This window comes from Candidatus Tisiphia endosymbiont of Oplodontha viridula (assembly GCF_964264865.1).
Lineage (GTDB): Bacteria > Pseudomonadota > Alphaproteobacteria > Rickettsiales > Rickettsiaceae > Tisiphia.
The window spans coordinates 1,605,621-1,626,865 of record NZ_OZ183486.1 but is presented as its reverse complement, the minus strand read 5'-3'; the positions used below and the strand labels follow the sequence as shown (position 1 = coordinate 1,626,865).

18 protein-coding genes and 1 pseudogene are annotated in these 21,245 nt (G+C 33.9%); all 19 read right to left on the bottom strand.

All coding sequences use genetic code 11. From position 1 onward, the window contains the following. Window positions 1-6 precede the first annotated feature (6 nt). Entirely contained in the window at window positions 7-534 is a 528-nt protein-coding gene (gene petA, locus ACFEL1_RS07940) for a ubiquinol-cytochrome c reductase iron-sulfur subunit (protein ID WP_342278691.1), read from the bottom strand. 652 nt (window positions 535-1,186) lie between these two features. Beyond that, window positions 1,187-2,491, bottom strand: coding sequence for a citrate synthase (locus ACFEL1_RS07935; protein WP_342278692.1), 1,305 nt, complete (start codon window positions 2,489-2,491; stop codon window positions 1,187-1,189). Window positions 2,492-2,993: 502 nt separating this feature from the next. Continuing rightward, window positions 2,994-3,365 carry a helix-turn-helix transcriptional regulator gene (locus ACFEL1_RS07930; protein WP_341761251.1) on the bottom strand — a complete coding sequence of 124 codons (372 nt, stop codon included), beginning with the start codon at window positions 3,363-3,365 and terminating at the stop codon, window positions 2,994-2,996. Between the two features lie 35 nt (window positions 3,366-3,400). Next, window positions 3,401-4,606, bottom strand: a complete 1,206-nt coding sequence (locus ACFEL1_RS07925; RefSeq protein WP_342278693.1) for a dicarboxylate/amino acid:cation symporter — start codon at window positions 4,604-4,606, stop codon at window positions 3,401-3,403. A gap of 315 nt (window positions 4,607-4,921) precedes the next feature. Continuing rightward, window positions 4,922-5,218, bottom strand: coding sequence for a divalent-cation tolerance protein CutA (gene cutA, locus ACFEL1_RS07920; protein ID WP_341755864.1), 297 nt, complete (start codon window positions 5,216-5,218; stop codon window positions 4,922-4,924). An 18-nt stretch (window positions 5,219-5,236) separates the two neighbouring features. Continuing rightward, the gene (locus ACFEL1_RS07915; protein WP_342278694.1) at window positions 5,237-5,653 is read right to left on the bottom strand and encodes a 6-pyruvoyl trahydropterin synthase family protein; all 417 of its coding nucleotides are present in this window, start codon (window positions 5,651-5,653) and stop codon (window positions 5,237-5,239) included. Between the two features lie 366 nt (window positions 5,654-6,019). Then, window positions 6,020-6,415 (bottom strand): ATP synthase F1 subunit epsilon, encoded by a 396-nt coding sequence (gene atpC / locus ACFEL1_RS07910; protein WP_342278696.1) that lies wholly within the window; start codon window positions 6,413-6,415, stop codon window positions 6,020-6,022. Next, window positions 6,415-7,848, bottom strand: coding sequence for a F0F1 ATP synthase subunit beta (atpD, locus tag ACFEL1_RS07905; RefSeq protein WP_375330997.1), 1,434 nt, complete (start codon window positions 7,846-7,848; stop codon window positions 6,415-6,417). Before atpD ends, atpC begins: the two co-directional genes overlap by 1 nt. A 20-nt stretch (window positions 7,849-7,868) precedes the next feature. Then, window positions 7,869-8,759 carry an ATP synthase F1 subunit gamma gene (gene atpG, locus ACFEL1_RS07900; protein ID WP_375330996.1) on the bottom strand — a complete coding sequence of 297 codons (891 nt, stop codon included), beginning with the start codon at window positions 8,757-8,759 and terminating at the stop codon, window positions 7,869-7,871. A gap of 213 nt (window positions 8,760-8,972) precedes the next feature. Continuing rightward, a complete protein-coding gene (gene atpA, locus ACFEL1_RS07895) occupies window positions 8,973-10,544 on the bottom strand; it encodes a F0F1 ATP synthase subunit alpha (RefSeq protein ID WP_375330995.1) in 1,572 nt (523 codons plus the stop codon). Window positions 10,545-10,865: 321 nt separating this feature from the next. Next, entirely contained in the window at window positions 10,866-11,429 is a 564-nt protein-coding gene (gene atpH / locus ACFEL1_RS07890; protein ID WP_342278700.1) for an ATP synthase F1 subunit delta, read from the bottom strand. Between the two features lie 218 nt (window positions 11,430-11,647). After that, a pseudogene (locus tag ACFEL1_RS07885) lies at window positions 11,648-12,632 on the bottom strand (DUF4040 domain-containing protein). Further along, on the bottom strand, window positions 12,629-12,916 hold the full coding sequence (locus ACFEL1_RS07880) for a Na+/H+ antiporter subunit G (RefSeq protein WP_342278701.1): 288 nt from the start codon (window positions 12,914-12,916) through the stop codon (window positions 12,629-12,631). Before ACFEL1_RS07880 ends, ACFEL1_RS07885 begins: the two are co-directional and overlap by 4 nt. Window positions 12,917-12,923: 7 nt before the next feature. After that, window positions 12,924-14,378 carry an NADP-dependent isocitrate dehydrogenase gene (locus ACFEL1_RS07875; protein WP_342278702.1) on the bottom strand — a complete coding sequence of 485 codons (1,455 nt, stop codon included), beginning with the start codon at window positions 14,376-14,378 and terminating at the stop codon, window positions 12,924-12,926. A gap of 20 nt (window positions 14,379-14,398) precedes the next feature. Beyond that, on the bottom strand, window positions 14,399-14,968 hold the full coding sequence (locus tag ACFEL1_RS07870) for an OmpH family outer membrane protein (protein ID WP_342278703.1): 570 nt from the start codon (window positions 14,966-14,968) through the stop codon (window positions 14,399-14,401). A 194-nt stretch (window positions 14,969-15,162) separates the two neighbouring features. Then, window positions 15,163-16,068: an Rpn family recombination-promoting nuclease/putative transposase gene (locus tag ACFEL1_RS07865; RefSeq protein WP_341763240.1), complete on the bottom strand. Its 906-nt coding sequence runs from the start codon at window positions 16,066-16,068 to the stop codon at window positions 15,163-15,165. Window positions 16,069-16,389: 321 nt separating this feature from the next. Then, window positions 16,390-18,159 (bottom strand): glycosyltransferase family 2 protein, encoded by a 1,770-nt coding sequence (locus tag ACFEL1_RS07860; RefSeq protein WP_341761263.1) that lies wholly within the window; start codon window positions 18,157-18,159, stop codon window positions 16,390-16,392. A gap of 9 nt (window positions 18,160-18,168) precedes the next feature. Next, entirely contained in the window at window positions 18,169-20,013 is a 1,845-nt protein-coding gene (locus ACFEL1_RS07855; protein ID WP_375330994.1) for a hypothetical protein, read from the bottom strand. Then, entirely contained in the window at window positions 20,010-21,242 is a 1,233-nt protein-coding gene (locus ACFEL1_RS07850; RefSeq protein WP_375330993.1) for a glycosyltransferase family 4 protein, read from the bottom strand. The genes ACFEL1_RS07855 and ACFEL1_RS07850 overlap by 4 nt, the downstream gene beginning before the upstream one ends. Window positions 21,243-21,245 lie beyond the last annotated feature (3 nt).

Sequence of the window (21,245 nt, the reverse complement as noted above, 5' to 3'; positions counted from 1 at the left end):
AAATAACTATCCGATTTTAATTTTTGTATCGGAAATAAACTCATATGGTGGGACAGCCAAATTTAAAGGAGCTGGTCCTTTACGAACGCGACCAGATGAGTCGTATTGAGAGCCGTGGCATGGACAAAACCAACCATCATAATCTCCTTGGTTTGCAAGTGGTACACAACCTAAATGTGTACAAATGCCGATAGTTACTAACCATTTATCATGTCCAGCTTTAACTCGTACTTGATCAAGTTCAGGATCTATTAACTCGGAAAGGTTTACATTTCTTGCTTCAGCAATTTTTTCTAGAGTCCTGTTAGTAATAAAAACCGGTTTACCTTGCCATTTAACAGTAAGAGTTTGACCTGGTTGTATGTGAGATAAATCCACTTCTATTGAAGATAGGGCAAGAACATCCGCTGAAGGGTTGAATGAATCAACAAGAGGGTAGGTAGCACATGCAGCTCCAACCACAACCATACTGCTGGCAGTTAAGGTTATAAAATCCCTACGAGTTGCCTTATCATAATCATTAGTATTTGACATAAACTGACTAGTATACCTCTCCTACTTCAATAGTTGTTTTCACAACTCTTGAAGTAGGGAATTATTTTACAATGAGTGCAACTATAGAGCCTAGGTTCTATAGTAGTGGCTTTCACTTTTTGCACAAACTTGATATTTATTATTATATTTAATATAATAGACTACTGGAAAAGTAACAAAAAATCAAGGGTAGCTTCAGCAATTCAACAATTAACAGTGAAGTATTACCCTAATTTTGCTTATAAGGAAAAATGCATTCTTAAAGCGGCTAACGCGAATGCATTTTAAACCTTTCTAAAGCTAAAAACATGATTTTAAAGGATTAAAATTATGTTTTTAGCAAAATATTAATTTAACATAAAAAATACGTCATTGCGAGGAGTCGCGAAAAAGCGGCGACGCGGCAATCTAGGATACACGAAGCGTTACTCTAAAAAAACAGCTTCGCTGTTTACCTAGATCGCCACGGCATCTAAAGATGCCTCGCGATGACGATTATAAAGAAATGTACTATCTGTTCTGTATACTAGCTTTCTTACTTAAGTTTTCTTAAGTATCTTATAGTTATTCACTAAAGACAATATTTAAGATACAAAGGTACTATGCTTAAACCTTCTCGGATTAGCTTTATCTATATAGGATTTTACTATAATTATCTTTTATCAAAAGGAATAAATTCTCTTTGTACATACCCAGTATATAATTGCCGAGGTCTGCTAATTTTTTGTTCGGGATCTTCATGCATCTCTTTCCATTGTCCCATCCAACCAACAGTTCTTGCTATAGCAAAAAGCACTGTAAACATCTGTGATGGTATCCCCATAGCTTGATAAATAATACCAGAATAAAAATCAACGTTTGGATAAAGCTTACGATCTATAAAATATTGATCATTGAGAGCAATTTTTTCAAGCTCAGTAGCGATTTGTAGTAATGGGTTATTATTTTCTCCTAATTCATCTAATACTTCTTTGCAGGTCTCTCTAAGTACAACTGCTCTTGGATCATAACTTTTATAGATTCGGTGACCAAAACCCATTAAGCGGAAAGAATCATTTTTATCTTTTGCTCTTGCAATATATTGTGGAATACGGTCTATTGTCCCAATCTCTTTCAGCATATTAATTACTGCCTCATTTGCTCCGCCATGTGCTGGCCCCCATAAAGACGCTATGCCAGTACTGATACAGGCAAACGGGTTAGCACCGGATGATCCGGCCAAACGTACTGTTGAAGTGGAGGCATTTTGCTCATGGTCAGCATGGAGAATAAATATTTTATCTAAGGCATTCTTTACTACTTGGTTTACCTTATATTTTTCACAAGGCGTCGCAAACATCATATGGAGAAAATTCTCAGTAAAATCTAAACTATTATCAGGATATATAAAAGGCTGGCCTATTGAATATTTATATGCCATTGCTGCAATAGTTGGCATTTTTGCAATCATTCTAATAGCAGCTAACTCGCGTTCATTTTCTTCTACATTTAAAAAATTTGGATAAAATGCAGATAAAGATCCTACCACAGCCAACATAATTGCCATAGGATGAGCTGAGTGACGGAAAGCCATAAATAAACTTCTAAGCTGCTCATTAACCAAAGAGTGATTAGTAATTTTCTGAGAAAAAGATTTATACTGATTCGTGGTTGGTAATTCACCATTTAACAGTAAATAGGCGACTTCTAAGAAATTACTTTTTTCTGCTAACGTTTTAATATCATATCCCCGATGTCTTAATATCCCTTGATCCCCATCTATGTACGTCATTGCAGATTTACAAGCTGCTGTAGACATAAAACCAGGGTCATAAGTGAAATAGCCTGTTAATGAATATATACCGCTAACATCAATAACATCTTGACCAATCGATGCTTTTTTTATTGGTAAATTAAAAGACTTATCACCTATTTTTAATTCAACATTTTCCAAAGTTTTAATTCCATTATTTGTCATATGTTCTCTTTTATCATATTTTATGTTGCTCACTAATACAAAAAATGTATTTTTTTATTAATTTTTAGCATCTTTTGATAAGCTAATATTTAGCATTACTCCTCTAATATCTTACTTAAAAATTCTTCTGTTTTCTTTTGTGTCAACATACCATTTTTCTTAGCTTGCTCAGCTTGTATACTCGATGAACTTCAAGAATTGGCGTCGTCGTGTCTAAAGATCTCCGCTGCTCACGTACTAATGTACGCTCCGCTGCTCGACTTTGACACTCCTAGCTCTTCTTGAAGTTGACCTTCGTCTACCAACTCTTCATTTACGAACAGTATACTACCCAGTAAAAATCTTCTAATTTACTAAGATACTCATATGCTTCATAAGACATCAATATCGAAAATAGCTTACCATGTTAATAACTACTGGAGCTTTTATTGCACTATTCATCAAATTACCAAAATTATTCTGTGCTTCTTTCACATTAATAACTTTCATATAAACCTCATAACTAACTTAAATCAATATCTATATCTAATGCTTGAGATATTTTTTTATATAAATCTATATTACCCTCGCGTTTTCTATTTTCGACCTGCGACAAGTATGCTGCACTTATATTTAACTTTTCAGCAAGTTGAGTTAGAGTATGTGTGCGGTACTCTCTAAATATTTTAATTTTTGATTCTTTACCTACAATTAATCTTTCTGCAATAGTAATAGGAAAATTTTCTTGTATATTACTTTTAACCTGCTGGTAAGCATTGATATCTTCTAATTCATCTAATCTTTCTTTAATTTCTTCATAAGCTTTTATAGACAAAATCACTGCCTTCTTACCATGTGAATCTTCAATAAAACTTATATTATCCAAATTAACCATATACATTGCCTCTACTTTGAATTTTAATTAATTACCTAAACTGAATTATATATTTCTTTGTTTAAAGTACCTTCACTGTTATCAATAATCAAGGTAATTGTTGCATCACCTGTAATATTAATGGTGGTACGTAACATATCTAATATCCTATCAATTCCAGCAATTATAGCAACACCTTCAATCGGTAAATGGATTGAAGATAGAACCATAGGTAGCATTATTAAAGAGGCTCCTGGAATACCAGCACCACCTATAGATCCAAGAGTTGAGGTAATAATAATGACTAAATAATCATGCACCGCTAAATCTATACCCATCATTTGAGCAAAGAATATGGTGGTAAGAGCCAAATTTATAGCAAACCCATCCATGTTTATCGATGCCCCAAGTGGCAATATGAAAGAAGTACTAGATTCAGAGATGCCTAGCCGTTCACGACAAACTTGCATAGTTGTAGCAAGCGTTGCTTTACTACTAGAAGTAGAAAAGGCAAGTATTTGGTATTCCAAACTCTTTTTATAAAAAGGTAATGGTGACATTCGACAAAATACATAAATTAGCATGCCAAAAATACCATATTGACATATCATGGCAATCACTACGGCAGCAACTAATTTTGATAAACTAATCATTACATCAAAGCCTTGCGTACCGACTACCCAAGCCGTTAAAGCAAATGCACCATATGGAGAAAGTTGAATGATCATTGAGATCATTTTTAACACCATTTTTGATAATCTATGAAATAAATCTTTAACAGGTGCAGCACTAGTTCCCATTTTATTTAGTATAAGTCCAGAAAATATTGCAAAGAATACAATTTGTAAAACATTAGAATTGGCAAAAGCCCCTACGACATTATCAGGCACAATATTCACAAAAAAATCAATCATATTAAAGGATTTCTCTTGTGAAATATTTGAGGCAACATCAAAGTTAATATGAACACCATGACCTGGCTTTAATACAAGAGCAACTGTAAGACCAAACACTACAGCAAAAAAAGTAGTTCCTAAAAAAGCAGCAACAGCCTTTATTCCTACTCTGCCAAGAGAAGTAGGGTCACTCATACTAGTTATGCCTGCTACTAAACTAAAAAATATTAAAGGAGCAATAATCATTTTGATCAAACGCAAAAAAATATCTCCTACCGGTTTTATATAAGATACATATTCAGGAAAATATATACCAAACATTATACCTAGGATTAATCCCAAGGTAACTTTTTTCCATAATTTCATTGTTTTCCTTAATTAATTTAAAGAGTGTTTTGATCCGACGTCATCCTGAAATAAATTCAAGATAATGTCCACTTGTGTTCAGGATGACACCAACTTTGGAATTCTAGATATACTCAAATGATTTGAAGAATTGGATTTGAAAATGAATGGTGAGCATGCTAGGAGTACATATAGTATAGTTACGCATGCGAATCCATGATATTTTCAAAAAACAATTCTTCAAAGCAGAAGAGTATAACATCGCTGACTTAAACTCAGGAAGCAGTGGATTATATAGTTTGGGTAAATCTTAGTTCTAATAAACACTCTCTTAAATTAGATACTTTGAGTTACCCAATTTAAATAGCTAGACAGCCCATCTTGAATGTCGAGCTTTATTATTTGCGGAAGATCATAATTATGTATATCAGTAATCACCTTTTCTATTGTATTGTAGTTATCAGATTTAGCCTTTATCACAATACGATATTCTAGCACAGAAGATATCTTGCCTTCCCATTTAAAATAGCTGACTATATTATCTACTTGTATGCAAGCAGCTAGATTTTCTTCCAATAAGCTAGTTGTTATTTTGTCTACCACCTGCTGGTCATTGGTTGTAGTTAAAATCATACAACATCTTTGTACCACTTATACCTCCACAAAGCAATTAGGTGTTTCAAATAATTTGACTTTTGTAATAATAAAAGAACTATTAGCAAACAATTTTGGTAAAATATTCAATTTTAGGTATAATGCTATATTTTCTGCAGTTGGATTTTGTTGCATATAATATATTTTTTGACCAGTCCAGTCACATATTCTATCTCCCATTTCTCTATCATTTTGGTGTAATATAAGATTATGATCAAAATTATCATTTATCCACTTTTGTATTATTGACTTCATGTGACCAAAATCTACAATCATACCAAGATTATCGGTAACACTTGATCCCGCTGTAACTTCAAGGACATAACGATGACCATGTAGAAATTGACACTTATTCTCATGTCCAACAATTCTATGACCTGCATCAAATTCAATTCTACGAGTACACTTTATCATAATTAACCTCAAGTATCGATGTAAGACATCGTTTTAATAGCCTAGGATATCATCCATGCATTTTGATGTCATCTCAGGCGTAGGCGGCTGGTATCTAAGAAAATAGCCTAGAAGGATGTTATATCTATAGTATCTACATTTTTTATATAACCACTATTAAAATGGCTGCTGATCGTCTATTAGCGAGGAGTCGCGAAAAAGCGGCAACGCGGCAACCTAGGATACGCGAAGCGTACTAGAAAAAAAAAACAGCTTCGCTGTTTACCTAGATCGCCACGGCATCTAAAGAGCCTTGCTATGACGATTATAGAAAAATGTGTACTATGATGTTATATACTCTTCTGCTTTGAAAAATTGTTTAATTCTTTAAATATGAGCTAGCAAAGATTCATATCTAGCAATATCCAATTTAATAATATCAATTTTTGTATCATCAATTTCTTCGTCTATTTCTTTTGTTAAAGAGTCTATTTTCCTAATTATCTCATGTAGTTGCAAACTACTAGTATCAACAGCAAATTCTGTTACTATATTTACATTTGTCCACGTGACCTCAGCTAACCCTGAGTAGATAAAATACTTAAATACAGAATTATCTACTGTAATTTTTGTCAATCCATCTTTTAAATTTGCAATTAATAACTCATGACCTAGTAAAACCTCAAATTCTCCTAATTCTCCCGGCATTGTTACCATCTGAGCTTCCATGTCAAACACAACATTCGCTGGCGTTACAATTTTAACCCTAATTGTTTTATTCATTATGCCACTTTTTCTTTAAGTGTTTCGCCTTTCTCTACTGCTTCATCAATGCTACCAACCATATAAAAAGCAGCCTCTGGTAAATAGTCATATTTGCCGGAAACCAACCCATGAAACCCTTCAATAGTATCAGCTAAACTGACAAATTTTCCAGCTATACCTGTAAATACTTCGGCAACATGGAAAGGTTGAGATAAAAAGCGTTGAATTTTCCTTGCCCTAGTAACGGTTAATTTATCTGATTCCGATAACTCATCCATTCCTAGAATGGCAATTATATCTTGCAGAGACTTATATGTCTGTAAAACTTTTTGTACCTCACGAGCAACCAAGTAATGTTTCTCTCCAACAATTGCCGGATTTAGTAATTGTGAAGTACTATCAAGTGGATCTACTGCCGGGTAAATACCAAGCTCAGCAATTTGTCGACTAAGTACGGTAGTCGCATCCAAATGAGTAAAAGAAGCAGCAGGAGCAGGATCAGTTAGGTCATCTGCTGGCACATAAATAGCCTGCACAGAGGTAATTGATCCAAGCTTTGTTGAAGTAATACGCTCTTGCAGCTCTCCCATATCTGTTGCCAATGTTGGTTGATAACCAACTGCTGAAGGTATTCTACCTAATAGGGCTGATACCTCAGAACCAGCTTGAGTAAAGCGAAAAATATTATCGACAAAAAACAAGACATCCTGTCCTCCATCTAAATCCCTGAAACTTTCGGCTATAGTAAGACCAGTTAAAGCGACTCTAGCTCTTGCACCGGGTGGTTCGTTCATTTGCCCATAAACAAGAGCTACTTTAGATTTTTGGGGATTTTTTAAATCAATTACCCCAGAGGCAATCATTTCATGATAAAGGTCGTTACCTTCTCTAGTCCTTTCCCCAACTCCTGCAAAAACCGTATATCCTCCATGTGCTTTTGCTATATTATTAATAAGCTCCATAATTAACACTGTCTTTCCTACCCCAGCACCACCAAATAACCCAATTTTTCCTCCTTTTGAATAAGGGGCTAAAAGATCAATGACTTTAATCCCTGTAACCAAAATGTTTCTTTCAGTTGATTGATCAACAAAATTTGGAGCTGGTTTGTAAATTGAAGCAAAGTCAGTTGAATCAATCTTACCTCTTTCATCAATTGGTATACCAACCACATTTATTATGCGTCCGAGTGTGCCAATACCGACAGGTATCTTAATAGTCTCACCTGTATCTATTACTTCTTGCCCTCTTACTAACCCTTCTGTTGGTCCCATAGATATACATCTAGCAATATCGTCTCCTATATGCTGTGATACTTCTAGTATCACTTTCTCTCCATTATTATTGCACTCAAGTGCATTGAGAATTTTTGGCAATTTACCATCACTACTAAACTGCACATCGACTACAGCTGAAATAATCTGCACAATCTTGCCAATAGTTTTTGTCATATTTTACCTTAATTTATTTTTTATACGGCTTCTGCCCCTGCAATAATCTCTATCAAATCCTTAGTAATCAGATCTTGTCTAGATCTATTAAGTTTTAGTGTTAACTTATTAATAAGCTCCTTAGCATTTTTTGTTGCATTATCCATTGCTGTCATTCTAGCTCCTTCTTCACTAGCTCTATTTTGTAGTAGAGCATAATTAATTTGAGCCGATACATAAAGATTAATCATATGCAAAATAAGCTCTTCACCTTCATATTCATAGCTCAAATATTTCTCATTTGAACATAGCTGTTTTTCTATTGGCAATATTTGCTTTTTAGTTGGAATCTGTATCATAGCATTTTTACAGTTATTAAAATATATTTGACAATTGCTAATTCTAGAATCCTCTACCATCTCCATCAGTTTTTCTTTGATCTGAAATGACAAATTATTATTATGAGCTTTTGGAAACTCATAATAATCATCAATATAATGGGAATATTGTCCCTTAAATGCATCATAACCCTTTTTGCCAATAATAATAAGCCTTACTTGTTTACCAGCATTTTCCAAATTTGCAATATCAGATTTTACCTGCTTGGACAGTAAAAAATTAAAAGCTCCGCATAAACCTCGTTCGGAGGTGACTACTATTAGTAAATGTGACTTATTTATATTCAAGTCACCTTGGTCTAATAATCCTTCCGAGAAAAATTTTTTCTGCTCGATAGGCATATCCTGTAAATTATTGCTAGATGCCACGCTAGACATTATACCCTGCAGAATCCCCATATAATCCTCTGAGTCCTTAACTTGGTTTTTGGCTTTTGTAAACTTAGTAGCCGAAACTATCTGCATAGCCTTAGTGATTTTTTGCGTTGTTGTAATGCTCTTAATACGAGATCTTAACTGTTTTAAACCTGACATAGCTACCTAATTAATCTTAATCTGAAGTCGATTTAACTTACTGAACACTCGATAATCAAGTTTTTTAGAATTATTAAAAAATACGTCTATTAGCGAGAAGTCGCGAAAAAGCGACGACGCGGCAATCTAGGATACGCGAAGCGTTACTCTAAAAAAACAGCTTCGCTGTTTACTTGGATCGCCACGGCATCTAAAGATGCCTCGCGATGACGGTTAAGGCAAAACTTGATTATCGAGTGAACAAGCATTAAAGTTTTGCACAAAATTTTCTAAGAAAATTTTTAACTTTTGTTCCATTTCTTCAGTAATTCGTCCTTGCTCTCTAATAGATACTAAAATATCGTTTTCACTCAGTTTCATTTCTTGTAGCATTCTATGCTCAAATTCTTTTATTCGTTCAACAGGAATACTATCAAGATAATTTTTTACCCCAGCATAAAGACTAACCACTTGTTCCTCAACAGGGAAAGGACTATATTGATCCTGCTTCAATATTTCGCTCAGCTTTGTACCATGTGAAATAAGTTGTTTAGTTGCAACGTCTAAGTCTGAACTAAACTGAGAAAAAGCTGCTAATTCCCTAAATTGTGCTAACTCAAGTTTTACACTTCCTGCCACTTGCTTCATAGATTTTACTTGTGCTGCTGACCCTACCCTACTCACTGATATACCAATATTTACTGCCGGTCTGATACCTTTATAGAACAGCTCATTTTCTAAAAAAATCTGTCCATCAGTAATTGATATAATATTGGTTGGAATATATGCGGAAACATCACCTGCTTGAGTTTCAATAATTGGCAAAGCTGTAAGAGATCCCCCACCAGCTTTATCTGACATTTTTGCGGCTCGTTCAAGTAACCTAGAATGTAGATAAAATACATCTCCTGGATAAGCTTCACGTCCCGGCGGTCTTCTAAGTAATAGTGAGATTTGTCTATAAGCAACAGCATGTTTACTTAAATCATCGTAAATAACTAGTGCATGCATACCATTATCACGAAAATACTCACCAATACTACAACCAGTGTAAGGGGCAACATATTGTAACGCAACAGGATCAGAGGCAGTAACTGCTACAACTGTGGTATATTCCATTGCTCCTGAGTCTTCTAATCTTTTTACTACCTGTGCAACAGTTGATCTTTTTTGACCAATAGCTACATAAATACAATAAATTTTATTTTTTTCATCGCCGTCAAGATGAGCTTGTTTTTGGTTAATAATAGTATCGATAACAATAGCGGTTTTACCTATTTGCCTGTCACCAATAATTAACTCCCTCTGACCTCTACCAATAGGAATTAGGGCATCAATCACTTTGATACCCGTTTGCACCGGCTCTTTAACACTTTTTCTAACAATTATCCCCGGAGCTTTTTCCTCTATATTCCTATATGTATCAGTTATAATCTCGCCTTTACCATCAATAGGATTTGCCATACCATCAACGACCCTACCAAGCAATGACTTACCAACTGGTACTTGTAAAATCTTTCCAGTTCTTTTTACCACATCACCTTGTTTGACTTCTCGATCACTACCAATTAATACAATACTTACAGAGTCTGTTTCAAGATTAAGAGCAAGACCTTTCACGCCTGACGCAAACTCAACGACCTCGCCAGCTTCCACATTATCGATACCATATACCCTAGCTATACCATCACCAACTGTTACAACCTGCCCTACTTCTCGTAAATCGCTAAGCTGATCAATATTAGCAATTTCTTTTTTTAATATTTCAGCAAGTTCAACAGCCTTTAATTGTTGGGTAGACCCCATAATTATTCCTCATATAAAATTTATTTAACCTACGCGAATTCGGGATAAGAATTGACAAATTCTTATCCCGAATTCGCGTTATATGTATCCCGGAAGTTCAATGTATAGCTAGACCGAAAAAGTTTTAGCCAAAAAACCGTCTATTAGCGAGGAGGCACAAAGTGCCGACGTGGCAATCTTGTGAAGTAGTACTCAAATCACACCTCGAGGTCGCCTAACAAAGGCAGATATTACTTCATGAGATTGCCACGTCGGCACTTTGTGCCTCCTCGCTAATAGACGATTTTTTGGCTAAAACCTTTCCAGTTTAGTTATAACAAGTTACATCGAACTTCCGGTTATCTTTGTAGATTTCAAGGTTTTCGTTATTTTTTCTAACATTCCAGCAATAGAATAGTCCCTAACTATGCTATCATATTGCACCACAATACCGCCAATAATTGACTGACTTTGGCGAAAATTTATAGCAACCTTCTGCTGAAAGTCATCTGCTAAATATTTTGTTAACCATTCTTTCTCTCTAGTCTGCAAAGATTTAGAAGAAGTTACTTTTACCATTTTAATATTTCTGCTGTTATTAAGTAGTTGTTGGTATAATACTATTATGTTTGATAAAATAGGCATACGTGAATGCCTTAGTAATATTAACAAAAACCGCTTAACTATAGATTCGATATTAAAGGTTTTTGTAATTAACTCAATTATTTTACATTTGTCAATATCCTTTACTATAGGAGAAAATATAACAGCCTTGATTTGCGGATTATCCTCGATAAATTGATTAATAATGGTAATCTGCTGTAATATTTTATCTTCCAAGCTACTTGCCAATGCATTATCAAATAAAGCAGAAGTATAGTTACGTACTAATTTATTGTTAATCATTATGTTTTTATATCCATTAAAATTCTATAACTATTACTATGGCTTAAACTCGATAATCAAGTTTTTCCTTAACCGTCTATTAGCGAGAAACCGCGAAAAGCGGCATCGTAGCAATCTTTTGAAGTAATACTTGTCCCTACTTCACAAGATTGCCGCGTCGCCGCTTCCAGCGACTCCTCGCTAATAGACGTATCTTTTAATAATTCTAAAAAACTTGATTATCGAGTTATAGAATATATTAAACACATAACCGATGCAACGCAAAGTCCAACGCCAATTTCAATGATAAAGATACCAATATGTTGAGCTAATAATTTCTCATTTGCAAGAGAATAGTAGTTTAAGTAATTATCGTCAAATAATATTGATACCATACCGGTCATGGCATAGATAAGTACCCCGATAGTAGCCATACCAACTAGTAAATCAGTAGAAAAATATTGTTTTAATTTGAACTGACCATGAACTAAATCAAAACCAATTATCATAGAAGCAAATATAGCTCCAGCTTGGAATCCGCCTCCTGGTGATGCATCACCATTAATTTGAATATATAGACCATATAAAAATATATAAGGTAAGATAAAAAGAGTAGAATGTTTTATAATGATAAAATCTTTAAGCATGTTCATTACTTTTTTGTGAAAATAGCAATAATACCGATATTCCAGCAATTAAAATGACTGCCGTTTCTCCAAGAGTATCATAACCTCTGTAGCTAGCTAGTAGTGCTGCTACAAAAGAGGGAATACCAATATCATTTTTAGTATTTTCAATATAATATTTGGTTAGGTGACTTTGTATAGGAGAATCTATAGATCCATATTCTAGTAAATCAAGTCCTGCAAAGCTAAATGTTACTATGAACATTAAACATATAATTGATGAACTTATTACTCGTGTTGGTTTAAGATCACATTTCTGTATGTCTTGCAATCTAGTGAGAAAGCTTAGGAAGACACAACTAGACAAACAGCTACCTAGAGCTACCTCAGTCATTGCCACGTCTGGAGCGTCCATAAGAAGATAAGATAAACCAATAAGTAAGCTAAAAACAGAATTTATTACTACTGTTTCTAATAAAGAATTACAAAATATAATCTTAATTGATACGATGGCAAGCATTATAAGGATTACCATAAGCAACCAGCTAGCTAGTTGAAAATTTATTATTTCTGGTATCATAAATAAGCGATCAATCATTTTAGGTTAGTTTTTTCTAATAAAGCAGCCTTGCCAATTGCATGAGTAGATACCGGGTTTAATATTAAAATCAATATAGAGGCAAAAACTAATTTAAAAGAGCTGGTAAAATCATGTTGTAAAAATGCAAGACCAACAAGTGATAAAGGTACGCCGCAACATTCAATTACACTAGCAGCATGAATTTTTGTATAGAAATCAGGAAATCTAAAAAGTCCAACAATCCCGGAAAATATTGCTATAATTCCGAGTAAGATTAATCCATAACCGATAACAAAAAACATAAATATTCTATTCTCCTTGAGCAAGCGAATATCCAGCTTTCCCATCAAATTCAAATAGATTTTCAATTTTAATAAAGTCTATTTTTGCCTTGCTTAGAGCTTCAAGTAAATGGGCTATAGATAAATGCGTTACTCTTTCCCCATCTTTCTTTGCCATAAAGCGGCAACACCAATGATCAGACAGTAATTCAAACCTCTCATCTCTTGGCCATAATTTAAGTCCCATGGAAGCTATGGTTTTTAATTCTAAGTCACCTAAATTGATAGTTTGAATTTTTGCTGCTACATCATGGGCAGTCAAAGCCTCCATCTGTATGAATATATCACTACCTACCAATTCTTTAGCTTCTTTAGTATTAATCGAATATATCGTGTCAATAGTTTCTTGTGCAGTTGATGATGAATATGCAGCTGCTGCGAGCTTAGAAGGTTTGGAGCCTAGTCTTTTCACTACTTCATCAGCAAATTCCTTAGTTCCAACTTTTTTACTAGATATTTTCTCATCATAGATATCCCCAGTATGAACTCCGTCCTCAATGGTTTTTTTCCAAGCATTTTCTATTAATGCAGCAATATCCTTTTGCTTAATATGAATTAGCATCATAATTACTGCGTTAAGTAAACCAGAAGGATTAGCCAAGTTACGATCTGCAATATCCGGGGCAGAGCCATGTACCGCTTCAAATAAAGCATAATTTTGACCTATATTAGCAGAACCGCTAAGTCCTACTGATCCAGAAATTTCTGCCACTACGTCAGATATAATATCCCCATACAGATTTGAAGTTACAACGACGTCAAATAATCCTGGCTGAGTTGCCAGTCTTGCAGTGCCTATATCTATTATATAATAGTCACTTTGAATCTGCTTATATTCACTCGCAATTTCATCAAAAACTTTATGAAAAATTCCGTCAGAAAGTTTCATAATATTATCTTTACTAAAACATGTGACTTTTTTACGGTTATTTTTTATCGCATATTCAAAGGCATATCTAATAATTCTTTCACTACCAACTTTGCTGATTAGTTTAAGAGATTCATAAACATTGTGAGTTTGGCGATATTCAATTCCAGCATATAAGTCTTCAACATTTTCTCGTACTATAACCGTATTTAAGTTTGGATGAAGTGTTTTAACAAAAGGAGCATAAGAAATAGAAGGGCGAACATTGGCATAAAGAGAGAGGGCTTTTCTAAGAGTTACATTTAAACTTTTATACCCACCACCTAAAGGAGTGGTAATAGGGGCTTTTAGAAGAATCTTAGTTCTTGCCAATGATTCCCAAGTATCTTGTGCTATCCCTGAAGTATAATGCTTCTGGTATAATTTCTCTCCTACTTCCACCATTTCTATACGTATTCTTGCTTCAGCTTCTTTTAAAATATACAGTACTGCTTGCATTATTTCTGGACCTATACCATCACCATAAGCTACTGTAATGGGAGTAAATTCTGTCATTGATAAACCTCTATAACAAATTATTCGTATTTAATTGTAACATGTTTTAATTTATTATTTAGTTCTGCTATCACTTCTTGTGTAATATTCAGACTATTTTTAGCAAATAAAATTTGAGTACTAGGTATAACTAGATCAAGATTATACTTTTCTGCTAAAGCACTTATAATCTTTGTTATTGCTTCTTGTACTTTTCCTATACCTTCAGCATGGGCTTGCTCAAGACGTACTTTCCTATCTCGTATTTCTTTTTGTGCTATGTTTATTTCCTTTTCAAAAAGACTAAATTCTTGTTCAAAAGCTGATTCACTTAAAGAGTTACGTTTTCCCATTAATAGATTCTCTATTTCTTTTAGTTCCCCATCCTTCTTTGATAGATCTTGTCGAATTTTCTCGCTTATTTGGTCTACAGATTTTCTTATAGACTGGATTGCTACAGAATGTTCTAGAATAGAGTGTATATCTACAATAGCAATTTTTGTCGCAAATCTATTTGCAATATTTGTATTAGAAGCATAAATAGTTGAATAGCTGTTAATTATTAAACAAAATATTATTGTTAACCAGCTATGACACCGTTTTGACCACATAACTATCATACTAATGTTAGTGTTTTTGATCCACATAGAATTTTCTCTTCTAAATTCTTCAATTTTTTGCAGTATATACCAAAAATTTCTTCCACTAATATGTTTTTACAAAAATAATATCTTTTTTAACTTTCAACAGTTATGAACAACGGTCGTTCTATTTTTCCAATACAGCAATTCAATACCCTTCCTATTTAATTTTCGTCAAGTACAGTAGTTGTGTCTTCAGCCAAATTCTCACGTAGCACTTCTATTTCTTCTATGGATAGTTCTATTATTCTACTTATAGTTTCTATAGAAAAATTTTCTTTTAGCATTTTTTTTGCCATTGCTATTTTTTCTTCAGCTCTACCTTCAGTTCTAGCTGCAACTATATAATCACGTTCTTTTAGCGATTCATTGACATAATTCTGATAGTGCTGACGTTCTTCTGGAGTCATTTTTAGAACACTCAGACGTTCTGCTACTTTCTTCATATAAGGCGACTTAAAATCATCTTTAACCTCAGAATGTTTGGCAAAATATAACCACTCATCCAACTCATCTTTTATAATACCATCAAAAAGCGGTACGGAAATAACAAAATATTCAGGAAATACATTGTGAACATCAAAAAACCTACAACCCATATCAGCAAGATGTAAGTCTACTGGATGTTCCCTGTCCATTTTTCTAAATATAGTCTGACCGTGATATAATGGAGAGCTTATATCGCTCAACACAAAATATATTAAGTTGATATGAAATATTTTTTTGATATCACTATAATCCTGATCTGAGCTGATATTATCAACAATCAACCGACAACTATTAAAGCAAGCTTTGTGGAGAAAAGTGTGGGTAGTTGAACGATCTATTTCCACAATATATTTATGACCTTGCTGGTCTTCAACGATAACGTCAGCTACGCTTTTCTTTAAGTCTTTACGTTCTTTATTACTCTCACTCTCTAGTAAAGCGGTGATTTTTACTGGTAAGTAACCAGCATCTTTAAGGATAGCCGAAATAAAGCCTTCGATTATTTCATAATCACCTTTATCTTTGAGTAGATATTTAATCGCATAATCTAACGATACCAGTGTTTTACTATTCGTACTCATAAGCTATCCTCATTATAAATTTCCTTCAATATTATCCACTCCATCATCTTTTGACGCTTGCGAGCATATGTACAAAAACAAAGCTCGCATGCCTTCATTGAAAGCGGTGTAGTTGCTTTCTTGCCGCATGAAATTGCTGCGATACACACCACTTATGTAGGCTAAATCTTCTAAGACTATTCTAGCATTTTCTCCACTGAAAAGCTGCAAATAAATTGATTTTAATTGCTCTTTTGAGAGTAAAGTAGGTGGAGATTGGGTTGCTGAAGAATTACTTTAATCCTAATTTAATGCTTGTCTCTTAAAACAGTATCAAAACCATCATTGGAGTATACCTAGTTTCCTACAAATTTTATTCCACGTTATTCTAAAACCATCTACACGCAGTGATCTTACGATCATCAAAATTAATTGTACTATTATATTAGGTTTGTAACTCTTAAATAATACAGTAGGTACGTCATTAAATTTTATTAATTTACTTGATGAAAAGCTAGGTATCTTTGTTGCGGATAATAGTAAAGGTTTAACTTGCTTATCAAATTGACTTAAATATTCATCATTCATAACAAATAAGGAAATATTAATTAACCTTATTGTCATTTTTTTATTATTGAAACAATTACTAATTCCATAATTAACTCTAACACATGATAAGGCCAAATCAATTGCTTCTATATCATGTTTGCTTGCTATAGATATCCACAAGCATATATCTTCACCAATCTTTATATTTTCAGGGAATTTGTTTGACATAAAAAGGGAGGTTTTTCCCATTACACTAGACATTGCTATTGGACATTTAGTAATAATATTTGGAAAAACTTGCTTGCTAAAAGTACCAGAGCTTATATATTTTATCAAATTTCCAACCCAATCTATTCTATGGTAAGAAGTATGCGAGAATAACAAACTATTATCCTCCATAAACTTCAATTGAACCTCAAGTTTATTGTCATAAAACAAATCATCAGAATCAATGAACGCTATGTACTGCCCAGATGCATGTTTAATACCTAGATTACGTGCCGCTGCTGGTCCTGCATTTTCCTTACGAATATATTTAATTCTACTATCTTTATTGCACTCCTCAATCAACCTAGATACATCATCTTCAGAACCATCATCTACTATAATCAATTCAAAACACTTATGAGTTTGTGCAATAACACTCTTTATAGACTCAATTGCCAAATCAATTCTATTATAAATTGGCATAATTACACTAATCTTAATATCGGTTAAGATATCCTTAGCCATTGAATCAGCTAGTTCAGATGCTTGATAACAAGAAGCATTTGCAAGAAAAACACTAGTACGATGCAGGAATAAATAAGGCGATCCTTCCATTATAGTCATTTCTTCTAAAGTTAACCTTCTGAGAAACCCAGACCATAATTCACTACATTCATTCATATGGCTAGTAATTTTATGTGTTCCTTGGTCTAGATGAGTACGACTTTTAATTAAAATACGATCATCAAAATGAATAGGTGCTATCCGTAGAAACTCAAACCAAAGTGCATAATCCTGGGTAGTTAATAATGTTTCATTAAAAGTACCAATTTCACGGAAATATTTTATGGGTATTAAAAGAGTACATCCATGAATTAATCCTCGCATAAGAGGGAATAATGGGATATTACATTTTTCCACTGATAATATTTTATCTGGTCTTGTAAAAGACAGTGATTTGGATTTATGATCTATAACTTCATATCCACCGTAAATAATCGTATTACGATTGGGAAGAGTATTAAGTATATTAATTTGATGTTCAATTTTATTTGGATTGTAAACATCATCATGACTAAGCCACGAAAAATACTCTCCTGTCATTTCCTTAATTGCCAAATTTAAGGCTGAAGCTACCCCACCGTTTGGTTTGGAAAAATAACGAATCTTGTTACCATAAGATAAAGCTATACGTTCCGTTTCACCATTATCATTTGATCCATCATTAACAACTAAAATTTCTAAATTTTTATAAGTCTGAACAACTGTACTATCTATTGCTTTACGCATATAATTAGCACCGTTGTAAACGGGAATAACGATTGAAACTTTTGGATAAAAGAGGCTATTGCTCATTGAAATACCTCACATAACTTGTCTAAATGATAATGAGATATCCTTTAATAACCAAAGTCCTAAGCTTTTATCAGAATATAACCCCCCATCTTCTGTACAACCCTCATTCACTAATAAAATTGGTTTTGGAAAATTAAACGGTGGTTGTTGCAAGTTTAAAACACGCCAAAAAGTTTCTTTAAGCTCCTCATTTAACCCTCTATTTACAAATGTTGTTGTTAATAGATAAGTAGCACCTGATTTTTTAAAATTAGCTATTACTTTAAATGCATCTTCAAAATTTAGGTGTACTAGTAAATCTCGTGAAAAAATAAGATCAGTTATTGGTAAAGTGTCTTTAGTTAGATTCAAAACTTTAAATATTCTTGTAGTATTACCAAATTCTTCTTTATTTTTTTCTATCAAAGCATCTACAATATCAACTCCAATATATTGTTCTACTTCAAGCTCTGTCTTTTGCATCCAATACCAATCACCACATGGAGCATCAAGAAAGGTTTTAATTTTAAATTCTCTAATAATCTTTGGTATCTCGTTTCTAACAATTTCCGTCTGTAATAGATCAGACCCTTCGCCAGAACGTGATACAGAGCCTCCAAAAATATTCTTATCATATACTTCAGAGAATTTATTCTTTAAGTTATTTTTTGATGCACTATCTAATCCTAAAAACTCAAAAAATGTTTTTTGCATATGCTCTAAAGTAAAGTCCATTAAAAAACAAGCAGTAGCATTTTTTGTCACTATTGCATATGAAGTTGTATTTAGGATAGCATGTTCTAGTTTTTGCAAAACAACTAGAGAATCCATAGATGTACACAAAATCCCTGCATTATGCTTGGCTATATATCTAGTAGGTGATGCATAATATGGTGCATGACAAAAAACAGGACGACCAGCGGCAAAATAGGAGACCAATTTTCCAGGAAAACTATTGGTAGCCTCAAGACGATACTCTTCTGAAAACCAGTACGGCATGTACAGGAGATCTGAATCTTCTAAGAAATTGATGGTTTCTTCTTGTGACTGCCATCCTAGATATTCGAAATTAGTTGGCGTCTGAGTATATACCTGAAAGTGAGCCCCAAGGACTCTAAGACGAATTCGCCTTCCTGCTATAGACCAATTAACTTGATTTAGAGTATTAATAAGGCATTGCCATGCATCTTGTGCATATAATTGTCCTGCTATAGCAATGATAAATTCATTTCTATTCTCATGTGGTCTTGTTGCAGGTATCTTGGCAAATTTATTAGGTAAACTAGCAATTACAGGTATACTACGCACACCGTATTTATGCGAATAAGTCTTTGACATTGCCCATGAAGCAGATGCACATGACTTACTATGTTTTATGACCTCATCGAACTCTGCTAGAAGTCGTCGCCTAGTATATACATCAATATTATTCTCACGCAACCACCACTCGAAAGGATCCCATACTTGAGTAAATAATGGTAATGCTAACTTACAAGAAAGAGGTCTAGCTAAACGTACAATAGTTTGACCTTCCAACACCACCCATAATGCATCAACTTGCTGTTGTTTTGCAAAATTAACAATTTGCGGTAATATTGAGTATTTTACCCGCATTGCTTGAATTAACTCAAAGACAAGTGCTAGTAATCTACCTGCTTTGCCCCATAATCTCCTCGGAGCCATTTCCCGAGGTTTTATCAATTTAAGGTGAGGAATTATCTCTAATTCTTTAGGTATGATTGGTTTAAGGTGGGGGTGTACAATTGAGCAAATTGCAATTTGTTCAATTGGTAAAAACCGTATTAAACGGTCTAGCACTAATCCTGCAGTAAAATTATGACAAGGAGGCATATCTGTTAAAAGTAAAATTTTCATCTAGCAACAACCCTATTATAAATATCAGCTAACTTTTTAGCTTGGGATTCATCTCCATAATGCAATTCAGCCATCATTCTACCTTTTTGTCCTCGCCGTTTACATTCATCCGGATTATCAATTAAGTGTTGTAGTGCTAAGTACAAAGCTTCTCCATCACGCATAGGTACTGCCAAACCAATATCTAGAGCAAAAGTAACGTCAGGCAATGAAGTACCTTCAAAAACAATTACAGGTTTACCGCAAGCCATTGCTTCAATTGCCATCATGCCAAATGCTTCTGCAACTGATGGCATTAAAAAAATATCTGCAGCTACCAATGCCTCCCGCACTAATTCTTCATCATTAGTCCAACCAAGATTTACTATCTGGAATCGGTCGGCAAATTGCTGTAATAATGCTCCTCCACTACTCAAAGTCAATAAGCAAATTGGCTGCTTTGACTTAATACGTTCGAGTGCCTGAATAATATAAGGTACTCCTTTAAACTCATTTTGCTCTACCCGAAAGCATATTACCAAAGCATTTTCAGGAATATCAAATAGCTTTCGTGCATTTGGACAAGCAGCAGCAGAAAAGAAGTTTAAATCTAACCCAAATGGCACTAAATGAACTAGTTTATTCTCAAACATTGGTGAATTATTAACCATATCTTGCATCCATTTTGAGGCTACAATGATATCGAAATCAGATCTCTTGTAAGCTGCACGCTTATAATTAAATAAAAATCTAGTATTATCCTTAGCAAGTGGTATATGGCTAGTCAGGTCAGGACAATTACCACAACCAGTCATCCAACGTTTACAATCAAACGGATGAATACAATGTCCTGTCATAGCCCAAGGATCATGTAAAGTCCAAACCGTTGGCTTTAGCTTGGTAATCTTTGATAAATCTGATATAGAAAAATATCCTGAACTTATAATATGAAGGTGAATAAGATCAGCTTCTTTAAAGGCCGGCATTTTGATCATTCGCGAAGCGTTCAAATGCAGTACTGACTGTAAAGAAGTAATTCGTTCTATTTTATTAATTACCCGATTAATTTTTCGAGCTATTGCTCCTTCAAAAGTTAGTATTTCTGGATTTTGAGTATCCTTCTCCCAAATTAAATGACGAGATTCAATACCATATTTTTTGAGAAGTGGTGTTATAGATAATCCACTAAATCTACGACCTGGTGATTCGTATCCATTCACTTGCAGTATCTTCATTAAACTACTACTCATAAA

Coding starts and splice junctions, on each gene's coding strand:
- petA (WP_342278691.1), bottom strand. CDS start 534: ATGTCAAATACTAATGATTATGATAAGGCAACTCGTAGGGATTTTATA.
- ACFEL1_RS07935 (WP_342278692.1), bottom strand. CDS start 2,491: ATGACAAATAATGGAATTAAAACTTTGGAAAATGTTGAATTAAAAATA.
- ACFEL1_RS07930 (WP_341761251.1), bottom strand. CDS start 3,365: ATGGTTAATTTGGATAATATAAGTTTTATTGAAGATTCACATGGTAAG.
- ACFEL1_RS07925 (WP_342278693.1), bottom strand. CDS start 4,606: ATGAAATTATGGAAAAAAGTTACCTTGGGATTAATCCTAGGTATAATG.
- cutA (WP_341755864.1), bottom strand. CDS start 5,218: ATGATTTTAACTACAACCAATGACCAGCAGGTGGTAGACAAAATAACA.
- ACFEL1_RS07915 (WP_342278694.1), bottom strand. CDS start 5,653: ATGATAAAGTGTACTCGTAGAATTGAATTTGATGCAGGTCATAGAATT.
- atpC (WP_342278696.1), bottom strand. CDS start 6,415: ATGAATAAAACAATTAGGGTTAAAATTGTAACGCCAGCGAATGTTGTG.
- atpD (WP_375330997.1), bottom strand. CDS start 7,848: ATGACAAAAACTATTGGCAAGATTGTGCAGATTATTTCAGCTGTAGTC.
- atpG (WP_375330996.1), bottom strand. CDS start 8,759: ATGTCAGGTTTAAAACAGTTAAGATCTCGTATTAAGAGCATTACAACA.
- atpA (WP_375330995.1), bottom strand. CDS start 10,544: ATGGGGTCTACCCAACAATTAAAGGCTGTTGAACTTGCTGAAATATTA.
- atpH (WP_342278700.1), bottom strand. CDS start 11,429: ATGATTAACAATAAATTAGTACGTAACTATACTTCTGCTTTATTTGAT.
- ACFEL1_RS07880 (WP_342278701.1), bottom strand. CDS start 12,916: ATGTTTTTTGTTATCGGTTATGGATTAATCTTACTCGGAATTATAGCA.
- ACFEL1_RS07875 (WP_342278702.1), bottom strand. CDS start 14,378: ATGACAGAATTTACTCCCATTACAGTAGCTTATGGTGATGGTATAGGT.
- ACFEL1_RS07870 (WP_342278703.1), bottom strand. CDS start 14,968: ATGTGGTCAAAACGGTGTCATAGCTGGTTAACAATAATATTTTGTTTA.
- ACFEL1_RS07865 (WP_341763240.1), bottom strand. CDS start 16,068: ATGAGTACGAATAGTAAAACACTGGTATCGTTAGATTATGCGATTAAA.
- ACFEL1_RS07860 (WP_341761263.1), bottom strand. CDS start 18,159: ATGAGCAATAGCCTCTTTTATCCAAAAGTTTCAATCGTTATTCCCGTT.
- ACFEL1_RS07855 (WP_375330994.1), bottom strand. CDS start 20,013: ATGAAAATTTTACTTTTAACAGATATGCCTCCTTGTCATAATTTTACT.
- ACFEL1_RS07850 (WP_375330993.1), bottom strand. CDS start 21,242: ATGAGTAGTAGTTTAATGAAGATACTGCAAGTGAATGGATACGAATCA.